The sequence below is a fragment of the Glycomyces algeriensis genome (assembly GCF_027622855.1).
In the GTDB taxonomy this organism is placed as follows: Bacteria; Actinomycetota; Actinomycetes; order Mycobacteriales; family Micromonosporaceae; genus Glycomyces; species Glycomyces algeriensis.
In genome coordinates this window covers 4,005-17,423 of the sequence record NZ_JAPZVR010000010.1, presented here as the reverse complement: position 1 = coordinate 17,423, position 13,419 = coordinate 4,005, and the positions used below count along the sequence as shown (strand labels likewise).

Below are 13,419 nucleotides of genomic sequence, written 5' to 3'. Positions count from 1 at the left end.
TGGATGCGGGTGGGAAGGGGCATGCCCTACGTCCGCAGCCGTCCGCAGCCGTCCGTTCCGGGGCCGCAGACCTCCGGAGCCCGGCGGTGTGACACGGCGCGATGCGGGGAAACTCGCATGCCGTCCCGCAGCGACGGCATTTACCCTGTAAGACGTGACCGAGCACGAGCAGCACAGCGACAGCGACAGCGGCGACGACCTTCCCGAGCAGATGCAGATCCGGCGTGACAAGCGCGCCGCCCTCCTCGCGGAAGGCAAGGAGCCCTACGCGCTCGGCTACCCGCGCACCCACACGCTGGCCGAGCTGCGCGAGCAGTTCGCGGGCCTCGTCGACGGCGAGTCCTCGGGCGTCACCGTGGGCACCACCGGACGGGTGATCTTCGTCCGCACGGCCGGGAAGCTCTGCTTCGCGCGCCTGCGCGACGGCGACGGCACCGAGTTCCAGGTGATGCTCTCCCAGGGCAAGATCGGCGAGGAGCGCCTCGCCGACTGGAAGCGCCTGGCCGACATCGGCGACCACATCGGCGTCACCGGCGAGGTCGTCACCTCCAAGCGCGGCGAGCTGTCGGTCATGGCCGACTCCTTCGAGATCACAGGCAAGGCCCTGCGCCCGCTGCCCGTGGCCCACAAGCCGCTCGCCGAGGAGACCCGCGTCCGCCAGCGGTACGTCGACCTCATCGTCCGCCCCGAGGCCCGCGCGAACGCCCGCAACCGGGCGAAGGTCGTCCGCTCGCTGCGCGCGCAGCTCGACGACCGCGACTTCGTCGAGGTCGAGACCCCGATGATGCAGGTGCAGCCGGGCGGGGCGACCGCGCGGCCGTTCGTGACGCACATGAACGCGTACGACATGGACCTGTACATGCGCATCGCGCCCGAGCTCTATCTGAAAAGGTGCGTCGTCGGCGGTATCGACCGCGTATTCGAGATCAACCGGAACTTCCGCAACGAGGGCGCCGACTCGTCGCATTCGCCGGAGTTCGCGATGCTGGAGGCCTATCAGGCCTACGGCGACTACCGCACCATCGCCGGCCTCACCAAGTCGCTCATTCAAGGTGCGGCGCGCTCGGTGTTCGGGACTGAGACCGTGGCACTCGCGGACGGCTCCGAGTTCGATCTCGGCGGCGAGTGGGCCGAGATCACCCTCTTCGGGTCCCTTTCCGAAGCACTCGGAGAAACCGTGACCGTGGACACCCCGCTGGAGACGCTGCGCGCTTACGCGGAGAAAGTCGAACTCGCGGTCGACCCCAAGTGGGGCCCCGGGAAACTCGCGGAGGAATTGTTCGAGCTGCTGGTCTCCGACCACATCGTCGCACCGACCTTCGTCTTCGACTACCCCGAGGAGACCTCCCCGCTCACGCGCGGTCACCGCACCACTCCCGGACTCACGGAGAAATGGGACCTGTACGTGCGGGGCTTCGAACTCGCCACCGGCTATTCGGAGCTGATCGACCCGGTCATCCAGCGCGAGCGCCTGGAGGCCCAGGCCAGACTGGCCGCGAAGGGCGACGACGAGGCCATGGGCGTCGACGAGGACTTCCTCCGCGCGATGGAGTACGGCCTCCCGCCGCTGTGCGGGATGGGCATGGGAATCGACCGGTTGCTTATGGCGCTCACCGGACTCGGTATCCGAGAGACCATCCTCTTCCCGCTGGTGAAACCCGAATAGCAAAGCCAAAGGAACCGCGTCCGAAGCCGTTATTCAAGGGACGGCCTCGGGCGCGGTCCCTTTTCGCCCGGAGCCGGGACACTTGGACGCATTCAAGTCGCCACGTGGCCTGGACGGTAGCGATGTATTCACAAATAGATGCGCCCACCCTCTTTCCCTTCGCTAATGGACTCGTATATGCTCTGGCACTAGCAAGACGGTTGTCCCGGCAGCGGTAGTCGCTACAGTTCGAGAGGAATTTGCCATGGCGAAGAAGACACAGGTCATCCTGATCGACGATATCGACGGCAGCAAGGCTGAGGAGACCGTCAAATTCGCTATCGACGGACAGGCCTACGAGATCGACCTCTCGGCCGGGCATGCCAAGGAACTGCGCGACGCGTTGGAGAAGTTCCAGGAGGCCGGCACCCGACTCGGCCGTTACAGCCTGGGCGCCCCCCGCGGCCCGGTCCGCGGCGCCGTCGCCCCCCGCCGCCAGACTGTGGACCGCGAGCAGAACAAGGCCATCCGCGAGTGGGCCGAGCGCAGCGGCAAGCGCGTCTCGCCCCGCGGGCGCATCCCGCAGGCCATCGTCGAGGAATACAACGCCGCGCACAACTAGTCAGGCACCCGTCGAACCGACTTCCATGCCCGCTCTCCCCAGGGGAGCGGGCATTTCGCGTGCGGTGAACTGCGGCGCGTTCGCGGGCAGCGAACAAAATGGGGAGCCGAGCCGCGATCGGCATAGCGGACACGCAGCGGACATAGGCGCGGAACGGCCGCGCGGTTCCGTTCCTTGGGACGGCGGATTCGGCCCGCGTGTCACACCCGTCGGGCACCATTGGATTGCTGCGGCGGTGCACGGGTATTGCGCTCACAGCGAACCTGTTATCACCGGGAATGGTCTTAGAGGCACGCTTGTTGTCACCCACGTGGCACCCGTCGTCCGCGGACCCGGGAGATAAGGTGTACCCACAGGGTTTTGCAAGCCACGACCAGTAACGACGACAAGTAGCGGCGGACGCGAGGAGCAGAAGCGCATGTTTGAACGGTTTACGGACCGTGCCCGACGCGTGGTCGTCTTGGCTCAAGAAGAAGCCAGGATGCTCAACCACAACTACATCGGCACGGAACACATCCTGCTCGGCCTCATCCACGAGGGCGAGGGCGTGGCGGCGAAGGCCCTGGAGAGCCTGGGCATTTCCTTGGAAGGCGTCCGCCAGCAGGTCGAGGAGATCATCGGCCAGGGCCAGCAGGCCCCGTCCGGGCACATCCCCTTCACCCCGCGGGCGAAGAAGGTGCTCGAGCTGAGCCTGCGCGAGGCGCTGCAGCTCGGCCACAACTACATCGGGACCGAGCACATCCTGCTCGGCCTGATCCGCGAGGGCGAGGGCGTCGCCGCCCAGGTCCTCATCAAGCTCGGCGCGGACCTCAACCGCGTCCGCCAGCAGGTGCTGCAGCTGCTCTCCGGCTACCAGGGCAAGGAGCCCGCGGGCGCGACCGCCGGCGGCACCTCCCAGGAGGCGCAGCAGTCCGGTTCGCTCGTGCTCGACCAGTTCGGCCGCAACCTCACGCAGGCCGCGCGCGACGGCAAGCTCGACCCCGTGATCGGGCGCCAGCGCGAGATCGAGCGCGTCATGCAGGTCCTGTCCCGCCGCACCAAGAACAACCCGGTGCTCATCGGCGAGCCCGGCGTCGGCAAGACCGCCGCCGTCGAGGGGCTCGCGCAGGCGATCACCAAGGGCGAGGTCCCCGAGACCCTCAAGGACAAGCAGCTGTACACGCTCGACCTGGGCGCCCTGGTGGCCGGGTCGCGGTACCGCGGCGACTTCGAGGAGCGCCTGAAGAAGGTCCTCAAGGAGATCAAGACCCGCGGCGACATCATCCTGTTCATCGACGAGATCCACACGCTCGTCGGTGCGGGGGCCGCCGAGGGCGCGATCGACGCGGCCTCGATCCTCAAGCCCATGCTGGCCCGCGGCGAGCTGCAGACCATCGGTGCGACCACGCTCGACGAGTACCGCAAGTACCTCGAGAAGGACGCCGCCCTGGAGCGCCGCTTCCAGCCGATCCAGGTGGCCGAGCCGTCGCTGGCGCACACCATCGAGATCCTCAAGGGCCTGCGGGACCGCTACGAGGCCCACCACCGCGTGTCCATCACGGACGGCGCCCTGGTGCAGGCCGCGACGCTCGCGGACCGGTACATCTCGGACCGGTTCCTGCCCGACAAGGCCATCGACCTCATCGACGAGGCCGGCGCGAGAATGCGCATCCGCCGCATGACCGCACCGCCGGACCTCCGCGAGATCGACGAGGAGATCGCGGAGACGCGCCGCCAGAAGGAGTCGGCGATCGACGCCCAGGACTTCGAGGCCGCCGCGCGCCTGCGCGACACCGAGAAGCGCCTCCACGAGAAGCGCGCCAAGCGCGAGCAGGAGTGGAAGGCGGGCGACCTGGACCAGGTCACCGAGGTCGACGAGGAGATGATCTCCGAGGTCCTCGCGAACTGGACCGGCATCCCGGTCTACAAGCTCACCGAGGAGGAGACCTCCCGTCTGCTGAAGATGGAGGAGGAGATCCACAAGCGGATCATCGGCCAGGAGGACGCCGTCAAGGCGGTCTCGAAGGCGATCCGCCGTACTCGCGCCGGGCTCAAGGACCCCAAGCGCCCGTCCGGCTCGTTCATCTTCGCCGGCCCGTCCGGTGTGGGTAAGACCGAGCTGGCGAAGGCGCTCGCGGAGTTCCTGTTCGGCTCCGAGGACTCGCTGATCCAGCTGGACATGTCCGAGTTCCACGACCGGTACACGGTGTCGCGCCTCGTCGGTGCGCCTCCCGGGTACGTCGGGTACGACGAGGGCGGGCAGCTCACCGAGAAGGTGCGCCGCAAGCCGTTCTCCGTGGTCCTGTTCGACGAGATCGAGAAGGCCCACCCGGACGTGTTCAACACGCTCCTGCAGATCCTTGAGGACGGTCGTCTGACGGACGGTCAGGGCCGCATCGTGGACTTCAAGAACACGGTGATCATCCTGACCACCAACCTCGGCACGAAGGACGTCGGCAAGGCCGTCTCGCTGGGCTTCCAGTCGGACGCGTCCGAGGGCGGCGACTACGACCGGATGAAGGAGAAGGTCTCGGAGGAGCTGAAGAACCACTTCCGCCCCGAGTTCCTGAACCGCATCGACGACACGATCGTGTTCCCGAAGCACTCGCAGGACGCGATCGTCGCGATCGTCGACCTCATGGTCAAGCGCATCGAGAACCAGCTCGCGAACCGCGACATGGCTCTGGAGCTCACGGACGCGGCGAAGCTGTACCTGGGGCACAAGGGCTACGACCCGGTCATGGGCGCGCGGCCGCTGCGCCGCACGATCCAGCGCGAGATCGAGGACACGCTCTCGGAGAAGATCCTCTTCAACGAGTTCACCCCCGGTCAGATCGTGATCGTGGACGTCGACGGCGACCCGAAGGACGTCGAGAAGACGAACCTGACGTTCAGGGGCGCCGACAAGCCCGCGAGCGTCCCGGACACGCCTCCGGCCGAGCTGGCCGGCGAGCGGGCTCCCAAGAGCCCGGGAGCCGGTACCGGCACGATGCCGCCGAAGAGCCCGGGAGCCGGGCCGCGCGGCGGCCAGGTGGGCCAGGGCGGCGCCGCTTAACCGCGGAGGCCGATAGAGCGAGACAGGGGCGGGACCGCGAGGTCCCGCCCCTTCGTCGTCCTGGCGCCGTGTGATGGCGCCGTCATGCCGCGACGAGCCTGCGGCTGTCGCGGGAGCCCAGCGGGCGCACACGTGCTCGCCGTCGAGTCCGGGCCCGACCAGCCAGCCCTCGGCCTCGGCGGCGCCGCACAGCACCGGCCAGCTGTAGTACGAGTCGTCCCCGCAGTCGAACCGGGCACCGCAGTGGTCGCAGACCAGTTCGTAGTCGGGGATGCCGTCGCGCGTGTAGTAGACGCGGCCGCTCATGGTGTGTTCCTCCCGTCCGATGCCGTCTCGGACGCGGGTGCTCGCCCCGCGTCCGGGACGGGTGCGCTACTGCTCGATGGCCTGCTTGCCGCTGGCGACGAGCACCTTGCGTGGCTTGGCCTCCTCGGCCATGGGGATCGTCAGCGTGAGGACGCCGTCCCTGTAGACCGCTTCGACGTGCTCGGTGTCGAGGACGTCGCTGAGGAAGATCTGCCGCATGAAGGTTCCCGCCGGGCGTTCGGCGTGGATGATCTCGCGGTCGCCGGGCTCGGCAGTGCCGTTGTCCAAAGTGCCGTTGTCGACAGTGCGGCGTTCGGCCTTGACGGTGAGGACGTTGCGCTCGACCTCGAGGTCGATGTCGTCCTCTCTGACGCCGGGCAGGTCGAGTTCCACCATGAACCGGTGTCCCTCCCTCCACGCGTCCATCGGCATGGCCAGCCGGGTGTCGTTCTGTCCGAGCAGCTGCTGTGCGAGACGGTCGAGCTCGCGGAACGGGTCCGTGCGCATCAGCATCGCCAGGTCACCTCCTGCAAAGAGTGTGCTTACCGATCGATACGAAAATATATAACACACGATGCAGATTTCGTCCACCCGACTATAAGAGATAAACTCGGCGGGTACGTTCCCGCCATGATGGAGGAGCACTTGGACCGCCAGCCGCAGCCCGCCGCCCGGCCCGCACCCGACCGCGCCGTCTACGGCATCTCGGTCGCGGCCGAGCTGCTGAACCTGGCCCCGCAGACCCTGCGCGTCTACGAGGCGCGCGGCCTCGTCGAGCCCCGCCGGACCTCGGGGGGCACCCGGCGCTACAGCGACGACGACATCGATCGCGTCCGCCGCATCGGCGAACTCCTCGCCTCCGGACTCAACCTCGCCGGCGTCAAGCTCGTGCTCGACATGGAACTGGAGAACCGCCGCCTCCGCGCCGAACTCGGCGAGGCCCTGGCCCGACTCGCCTCCCGCGACTGAACCCCAGCGCACAGGGCACGAAAAAAGCCGGAGCGACCGCTCCGGCTTCTCTCTTCCCGCTAGTGGCGGAGGATAGGGGATTCGAACCCCTGAGGGCGTTAACCCAACACGCTTTCCAAGCGTGCGCACTAGGCCACTATGCGAATCCTCCGCGGAAGACCTTACCGGATGCCTCCGGAGTACTTCCACCGGGTTGAACGAGGTGACCTGCGCTGCATCGGGCCCGATCCGGGCGCTCCCGGTTCGGCGGCGGGAAGGGCGTGGGGTAGACTTTCGCCCGTCCCTCATGCGGCGTCATCTTGTGAACCTCCCCAGGGCCGGAAGGCAGCAAGGATAAGCGGGCTCTGTCGGGTGCGTGAGGGACCCCGCCGCCTTAGCTCAGTCGGTAGAGCGATTCACTCGTAATGAATAGGTCAACGGTTCGATTCCGTTAGGCGGCTCCAGTAAGGCCCTGGTGACAGGGCCTTTTTTCATACCCGCTGGTCTGCCGGCCGGCAGCGGGCTAGTCCCAGTAGCAGCTCCCGTAGCGAGCCCGGTCAGTCGCCTGCGGCCGGCAGGCGCACCGTCACCGTCAGGCCCCCCTCGGCGCGGGCAACGGCGGCCACTTCACCGCCGTGGGCCTTCGCTACTGCCCTGACGATGGACAGGCCGAGCCCGGCGCCCTTGGAGGCGGTGGCGAGGCGCTCGGTGCCGAAGCGCCGGAAGGGCTCGAATAGGCCCTCCACTTCGAATGCGGGGACGACCGGGCCCGAGTTCACGACCTCCAGGACCGCGAAGGCGCCCTCGCGGCGGGTCGCCACCCGCACCCAGCCGCCCTCCGGCGCGTTGTACCGGATCGCGTTCTCCACCAGGTTCTGCGCCAGGCGCTCCAGCAGCACGGACTCGCCCAGCGTCGGCGCCTCCTCGCACGCGGCCGTCACCGCGACGCCGCCCGCGGGCGTCTGCGCCACCACGTACTCCGCCACGTCCGAGAGGTCCACGTACGACCGCTCGGCAAGCTCCCGGTCCGAACGCATGAGCAGCAGCAGCCCCTCGATGAGCCGCTCGTGCCGGGCGTTCACCTCCAGCAGCGTCTCGCCCAGCAGCCGCACCTCCGCCGATGCGTCCTGCCGGTGCAGCGCCACCTCCAGCAGCGCCCGCGTCACCGTCAGCGGCGTCCGCAGCTCATGGGAGGCGTTCGAGATGAACGTCCGCTGCCCGTCGAAGGACTGGTCGAGCCGCTCCAGCATCCGGTTGAACGTCTCCGAGAGGTCCCGCAGCTCATCGCGCGGACCGCTCACCTTGATCCGCTGGTGCAGGCCCCGGTCGGCCGCCGGGGACTCCGCGATCTGCGCCGCCGTGTCGGTCACCCGCTGCAGCGGCCGCAGCATCCGCCCCGCCACCAGCCAGCCGATCGCGATCGTCCCGAGGCCGACCAGCAGCAGCGCCAGCGGGCCCTGGTTGCGGATCGCGTCCAGCGCCTCGGCCCACACCTCGTTCGTGGCCAGCAGCCGCAGGTTCTGGTCCTCCGTCAGCACCTCGGTCCCCGGCTGGGGGACCTCCTCCCCGGCGGAGTTGAAGCTCCGGATGATCGCCCCCTCATCGGGGATGCCCTGCTCGACGAGGCTGTACGTGAGGACCAGCAGCAGCGCCCCGCCGGCGAGGAACAGCCCGCCGTAGACCAGGGTCAGGCGGGCCCGGAGCGTCAGTCGGATGCGGCGCTTCATTGCAGGAGCTCTGCCACTCATTTCAGGAAGTACCCCACTCCAGGATCGGTCAGGACCACCGGCGGGTCGCCGAGCTTGCGCCTGAGCTTGAGGATGGTCATGCGCACCGCCTGCGTGAACGGGTCGGTGTGCTCGTCCCAGGCCTTCTCCAGCAGCTGCTCGGCCGAGACGGGCGCGCCGTCCGCCCGCAGCAGCTCCGTCAGGACCGCGAACTCCTTGCGCGACAACGGCACATACCGCCCGTCACGGAACACCTGGTGCCGGTGCGTGTCGAGCGTGATCCCCGCCCGCTCCAGCACCGGCGGCGCCGCCGGCCGGGCCCGCCGCCCCAGCGCCGCGACCCGCGCGGCCAGCTCCCGGAACGCGAAGGGCTTCGGCAGGTAGTCGTCAGCGCCGAGCGCCAGCCCGGTCACCCTGTCGTCGATGTCCGACGCCGCCGTGAGCATCAGCACCCGCGTCTCCCCGTGCCCGGCCGCGATCGCCCGGCACACCTGGTCGCCGTGCACCCCCGGCAGGTCCCGGTCCAGGACGACCACGTCGTAGTCGTTCACGCCGAACCGCTCGAGCGCCGCCGCACCGTCGAACACGATGTCCACCGCGTGCGACTCACCGCGCAGCCACTCGGCCACGGCATCGGCGAGCAGCGGCTCGTCCTCCACCACCAGGATTCTCATGCCCCCATCATGGCCCGCCCCGCATTGCCGCGGCATTGCCGAATCGGCTTACGGCCGGGCAACGCCGCCGCGACTGTACTGGTGCTGCCGCCGGGACCTCCCCGGCGGCGGCGAAAGGACGAACATCCATGCGGCGATACACGATCGCACTCCTCTTGGGTCTCATGGCCCTGTCGGTCGCGGCCTGCAGCGACGACGACGACGGCGGCGGCGTCGCCACCGCCGACGGCGCCACCGAATCCGCGAGCGAGGACGCCGGCGACGGCGAGGACCTGGACGGCTTCGAGCAGGCGCTGGCGTACTCGGAGTGCATGCGGGAGAACGGCATTCCGGACTTCCCGGACCCGGAGCGCAACGGCGAGAACGGGGTGGGCCTGTCCCTGCCCGAGGGCATCGACCCGGAGGACGAGGACTTCAAGGCGGCCGAGGAGGCCTGCGAGGACCTGATGCCCGGCCCCGGGGAGGGCGAGACGCTCGACCCCGAAATCTACGAGGCGCTGCTCGACTATTCCGAGTGCATGCGGGAGAACGGCATCGCCGAGTTCCCGGACCCCCAGCCGAACGGCGGCATCATGATGAACGGCGAGCAGGGCTTCGACCCGCAGAGCGACGAGTTCCAGGCGGCCGACGAGGCGTGCGCGGAACTGCGTCCCGAGCGCCCTGATGAGGACGAGTGATGACCCGCAAGCGCCGCAAGGGCGGCGCCGGGAAGGCCGTGGCCGTGACCGCCGTCGTGGTCGCCGCCGCCGGGGCGGCCGCGGCCGCCCTCGGCTTCGATCCGCGGGCGTTCTTCGACGAGGCCGAGGCCGGCGCGTCGCAGGAGACCCCGGCGACCGCCGAGGTCGTGCAACAGACCCTCACCGAGACCGTCACGGTCTCGGGCGACCTGGGCTTCGGGGACGTGATCGGCCTCGACTGCCTGAAGAGCGGCACGTTCACGGCGCTGCCGAAGGCGGGCGACGTGATCGAGCGCGGCGGCGAGCTGTTCGCCGTCGACGACGAGCCGGTGACCCTCCTGTACGGGACGCTCCCGGCGTACCGGTCGCTGACCCCGGGCGCCGAGGGCTCGGACGTGAAGCAGTTCGAGGAGAACCTCTCGAAGCTCGGATACGACGGGTTCACTGTGGACGACGAGTACACGGACGCGACCGCGGAGGCGGTCGAGGAGTGGCAGGAGGACCTGGGCCTGCCGGAGACCGGGGTCATCGACCTGGGCCAGATCGCTTACGCCCCAGGGGAGGTCCGGGTCGACACGGTCGGGGTCGAGCTGGGCGATCCGGTCCAGCCGGGCTCGCCGGTCCTCGACTACACGGGCCTCGACAAGGTCGTCACCGTCGAGGTCGAACTGGAGGACCAGGAGCTGGTCACGGTCGGCGAGGCCGTCGCGATCACGCTCCCGGACGGCACCGAGGCGACCGGCACGATCGCCGACTCCGAGTCCCTGGTGAGCGAAGAGGAGTCCCAGAGCGGCACCGAGAGCGTCACGTACCTGGAGGTGACGGTGGCCGCGGACGACCCGGCGGTGTTCGACGGGCTCGACCAGGCCGCGGTCGACGTCGGCTTCGCGGGCGAGACGGCCGACGACGTGCTCACCGTTCCGGTGGAGGCCCTGCTGGGCCTCGGCGGCGGCGGATACGGCCTCGAGATCGCGAACGGCGACACCACCGAGGTGATCGCGGTCGACACGGGCCTGTTCGCGGACGGCTCGGTGGAAGTGAGCGGCGAGGGCCTCGAAGCGGGCATGTCCGTGGTGGTGCCCTCATGAGCGCCCTCGCGGAGGCGACCGTGGAGGCCCCGCCGACCGGGCCGCGGCCGGTGGTCGAGCTCGACGGCGTCTCGAAGACGTATCCCGGCGGGGTGCGGGCGCTGCGCGGCGTCTCCCTGCGGATCGACGCGGGGGAGATGTGCGCGATCGTCGGCCCCTCCGGCTCGGGCAAGTCGACGATGCTGCACCTCATCGGCACGCTCGACCGGCCCAGCGAGGGCACGGTGCGCATCGACGGGTTCGATGTGGCGCGGCTGCGCGACAAGCAGCTGTCAGCGCTGCGCGCCACCCGGATCGGGTTCGTGTTCCAGCAGTTCCACCTCGCCGTGGGCCAGCAGGTGCTCGACAACGTCGCGGACGGGCTGCTCTATTCGGGCCGGCGCGGCCCGGACCGGCGGACCCGTGCCGCCGAGGCCTTGGAGAAGGTCGGGCTCGGACACCGCCTGGACCACCTGCCGAACGAGCTGTCCGGCGGCGAGCGGCAGCGGGTGGCGGTGGCACGGGCGATCGTCGGCGAACCGGCGGTCCTCCTCGCGGACGAGCCGACGGGCAACCTCGACTCGGTGTCCGGGTCCGGCGTTATGGCGCTGCTGCACGAGCTGCACGAGGCCGGGACCACCGTCGTGGTCATCACGCACGACCAGGACATCGCGCGGTCACTGCCGCGGCAGGTCGCGATGCGCGACGGAGAGGTGGTCTGAATGACAACGCCCCCAAGCGGTCCGGGCAGCGGGGAGGAGCCGCCGCCGGGCGACTGGCCGCCTCCGCCGATCCCCGCCCCGCCGGCACCGAAAGCCGACGCGACCAGTCCAGCGGGCGACCGACCTGGACCGCGAACGCCGACCGGGTCTTCACGGAGCGAACCCGTTCCGGCTTCGGACGCGGACAAGGCGGTGCCGAGTCGACCGAATGGCGCGCCTTCACGACCGCAACCGGGTAGTGCTCCGCTCGAGCCCGCGCCAGGCGTCGAGCAGTCGACGACGCCGATTCGATCGGCAAGTGCGCCTTCGCGACCGCAACCAGGAGCGGCGTCGCGGGGAGGTCCGCCCGCATCGGAGCCGGGCGCCGCTTCGGCGACACCGCCGCCCGATCGAGGGACGGGACCGGCGCCGAGGACCAGCGGGACCGACGCGCCGGGAAGCCGCTCGGAACCACGAGCACCGGGCGGGCCTTCGCGGAACGAACCGCATGCTTCGGGCTCGGACAAGGCACCGCCGAGACGACCGGCAAGTGCGCCTTCGCGACCGCAACCGGGAGCCGCTCCGCAGGGAGGTCCGCTCGAACCCGCGCTGGCCGCCGCTTCGGCACCGACTTCCGGTCCAGATCCGGCTCCGGACGCCGGCCCGCCGCCGGAGCGGCGGAAGGGGGCTCGCCGGATGCGGTCGCTGCGGTCGTCCGGTCCGGCGGAGCCTTCGGCGAAGTCGCTGCGGGCGGCGCGGATGCGCCCGGGGGACGTGCTGCGGGTGGGGGCCACCGGCCTGCGGACGCGGCCGCTGCGGGCGTGGTTGTCCGCGTTGGGGATCGCGATCGGGATCGCGGCGATGATCGCGGTCGTCGGGATCTCGTCGTCGAGCCGGGCGGAGCTCGACCGGCAGCTCGCGGCGCTCGGCACGAACCTGCTCACGGTCACGCCGGGCACGTCGATGATGAGCGGCGAGGTCGGGGTGCTGCCGTACGAGGCGGTGTCGATGATCGGCCGGATCGCGCCGGTCACGCAGGTCGCGGCGACCGGGGTGGTGCCGGACGTGAGCGTGTACCGGTCGGACCGGATTCCCGAGGGGCAGAGCGGCGGCATGACCGTGTGCGCCGCCGAGCTCAACCTGCTCGACACGGTGGGTGCGGCACTGGCGGACGGCGTGTGGCTGAACGAGGCCACGTCGCAGTACCCGGCGGTGGTGCTCGGGTCAAGCGCCGCCGAGCAGCTGGGGGTCACCGGCGCGGGCGTGGACGTCTACATCGGCGGGCAGTGGTTCTCGGTGGTGGGCGTGCTGGAGCCGGTGGCGCTCGCGCCGGAGCTGAACCTGACGGCGCTCATCGGCTGGGAGTCCGCGGCGGCGTACCTCGCGTTCGACGGGCACGCGACCACGGTCTACACCCGCGCCGAGGACGCGTACGTGCTCGATGTGGCGAATGTGCTCGCGGCGACGGCCGATCCTTCGGCGCCCGATGAGATGTCGGTGTCGCGGCCCTCGGACGCGCTCGAGGCGCAGCAGGCGGTGGACTCCGCGTTCACCGGGATGCTGCTGGGGCTCGGCGCGGTGGCGCTGCTCGTCGGCGGCGTCGGGGTCGCGAACACGATGGTGATCTCGGTGCTGGAGCGGCGCAGCGAGATCGGGCTGCGGCGGTCGCTCGGGGCGACGCGCGGCCAGGTGCGGGTGCAGTTCCTCGCGGAGTCGCTGCTGCTCAGTGCGCTCGGCGGCCTGGGCGGGGTGCTCATCGGGACCATGGTCACCGTCGGGTACGCGTCCTCGCAGGGCTGGCCTGCGGTGGTGCCGTACTGGGCGAGTGTGGGCGGGGTGGGCGCGACGCTGTTCATCGGCGCGGTCGCGGGGCTCTACCCGGCGATCCGGGCGTCCCGGCTCTCGCCGACCGAGGCCCTCGCGGCCCAGTAGGCGCGCCATGGAGAACGGTGGTGCCCGGCTCATTCGAGCCGGGCCGCCCAGTGCGACGGACTGGACCGTAGGTGTACCCGGCGGGA

At 70.0% G+C, this 13,419-nt stretch carries 10 protein-coding genes, 2 tRNA genes, 1 other RNA gene and 1 pseudogene; 10 read left to right on the top strand and 4 right to left on the bottom strand.

Annotated features, from left to right (window positions below; genetic code table 11):
• Positions 1–211 precede the first annotated feature (211 nt).
• The 3 genes and pseudogenes from lysS to O2L52_RS17650 form a co-directional block, all read left to right on the top strand.
• The gene (gene lysS / locus O2L52_RS17660) at positions 212–1,666 is read left to right on the top strand and encodes a lysine--tRNA ligase (protein ID WP_344473589.1); all 1,455 of its coding nucleotides are present in this window, start codon (positions 212–214) and stop codon (positions 1,664–1,666) included.
• A 244-nt stretch (positions 1,667–1,910) separates the two neighbouring features.
• Complete coding sequence (locus O2L52_RS17655; protein ID WP_208498769.1) at positions 1,911–2,267, top strand: histone-like nucleoid-structuring protein Lsr2; 357 nt, start codon at positions 1,911–1,913, stop codon at positions 2,265–2,267.
• Positions 2,268–2,685: 418 nt separating this feature from the next.
• Positions 2,686–5,196, top strand: a pseudogene (locus O2L52_RS17650) (ATP-dependent Clp protease ATP-binding subunit); the annotation flags it as partial.
• 477 nt (positions 5,197–5,673) lie between these two features.
• Here the strand turns inward: O2L52_RS17650 and O2L52_RS17645 are convergent.
• Positions 5,674–6,120 (bottom strand): Hsp20/alpha crystallin family protein, encoded by a 447-nt coding sequence (locus O2L52_RS17645; protein ID WP_270117118.1) that lies wholly within the window; start codon positions 6,118–6,120, stop codon positions 5,674–5,676.
• Between the two features lie 117 nt (positions 6,121–6,237).
• Here O2L52_RS17645 and O2L52_RS17640 point away from each other — a divergent pair, with 117 nt between their 5' ends.
• Entirely contained in the window at positions 6,238–6,576 is a 339-nt protein-coding gene (locus O2L52_RS17640) for a MerR family transcriptional regulator (RefSeq protein WP_270117116.1), read from the top strand.
• Between the two features lie 63 nt (positions 6,577–6,639).
• Here the strand turns inward: O2L52_RS17640 and O2L52_RS17635 are convergent.
• A tRNA-Ser gene (locus O2L52_RS17635) sits at positions 6,640–6,727 on the bottom strand.
• Between the two features lie 125 nt (positions 6,728–6,852).
• On the opposite strand from O2L52_RS17635, the gene ffs reads away from it, so the two are divergent.
• Positions 6,853–6,946, top strand: an RNA gene (ffs, locus tag O2L52_RS17630) — signal recognition particle sRNA small type.
• A tRNA-Thr gene (locus tag O2L52_RS17625) sits at positions 6,944–7,019 on the top strand. Before ffs ends, O2L52_RS17625 begins: the two co-directional genes overlap by 3 nt.
• Positions 7,020–7,112: 93 nt before the next feature.
• Here O2L52_RS17625 and O2L52_RS17620 read toward each other — a convergent pair.
• Positions 7,113–8,282, bottom strand: a complete 1,170-nt coding sequence (locus O2L52_RS17620; protein WP_270117115.1) for a sensor histidine kinase — start codon at positions 8,280–8,282, stop codon at positions 7,113–7,115.
• 17 nt (positions 8,283–8,299) lie between these two features.
• The gene (locus tag O2L52_RS17615; protein ID WP_270117113.1) at positions 8,300–8,956 is read right to left on the bottom strand and encodes a response regulator transcription factor; all 657 of its coding nucleotides are present in this window, start codon (positions 8,954–8,956) and stop codon (positions 8,300–8,302) included.
• A gap of 128 nt (positions 8,957–9,084) precedes the next feature.
• On the opposite strand from O2L52_RS17615, the gene O2L52_RS17610 reads away from it, so the two are divergent.
• The 4 genes from O2L52_RS17610 to O2L52_RS17595 all read left to right on the top strand — a co-directional run bounded on the left by O2L52_RS17610 (position 9,085) and on the right by O2L52_RS17595 (position 13,333).
• Complete coding sequence (locus O2L52_RS17610) at positions 9,085–9,633, top strand: hypothetical protein (protein ID WP_270117111.1); 549 nt, start codon at positions 9,085–9,087, stop codon at positions 9,631–9,633.
• Positions 9,633–10,721 (top strand): peptidoglycan-binding protein, encoded by a 1,089-nt coding sequence (locus O2L52_RS17605; RefSeq protein WP_270117109.1) that lies wholly within the window; start codon positions 9,633–9,635, stop codon positions 10,719–10,721. Before O2L52_RS17610 ends, O2L52_RS17605 begins: the two co-directional genes overlap by 1 nt.
• Complete coding sequence (locus O2L52_RS17600) at positions 10,718–11,422, top strand: ABC transporter ATP-binding protein (protein WP_270117107.1); 705 nt, start codon at positions 10,718–10,720, stop codon at positions 11,420–11,422. Before O2L52_RS17605 ends, O2L52_RS17600 begins: the two co-directional genes overlap by 4 nt.
• Before the next feature lie 675 nt (positions 11,423–12,097).
• Positions 12,098–13,333: an ABC transporter permease gene (locus O2L52_RS17595; protein WP_270117105.1), complete on the top strand. Its 1,236-nt coding sequence runs from the start codon at positions 12,098–12,100 to the stop codon at positions 13,331–13,333.
• Positions 13,334–13,419 lie beyond the last annotated feature (86 nt).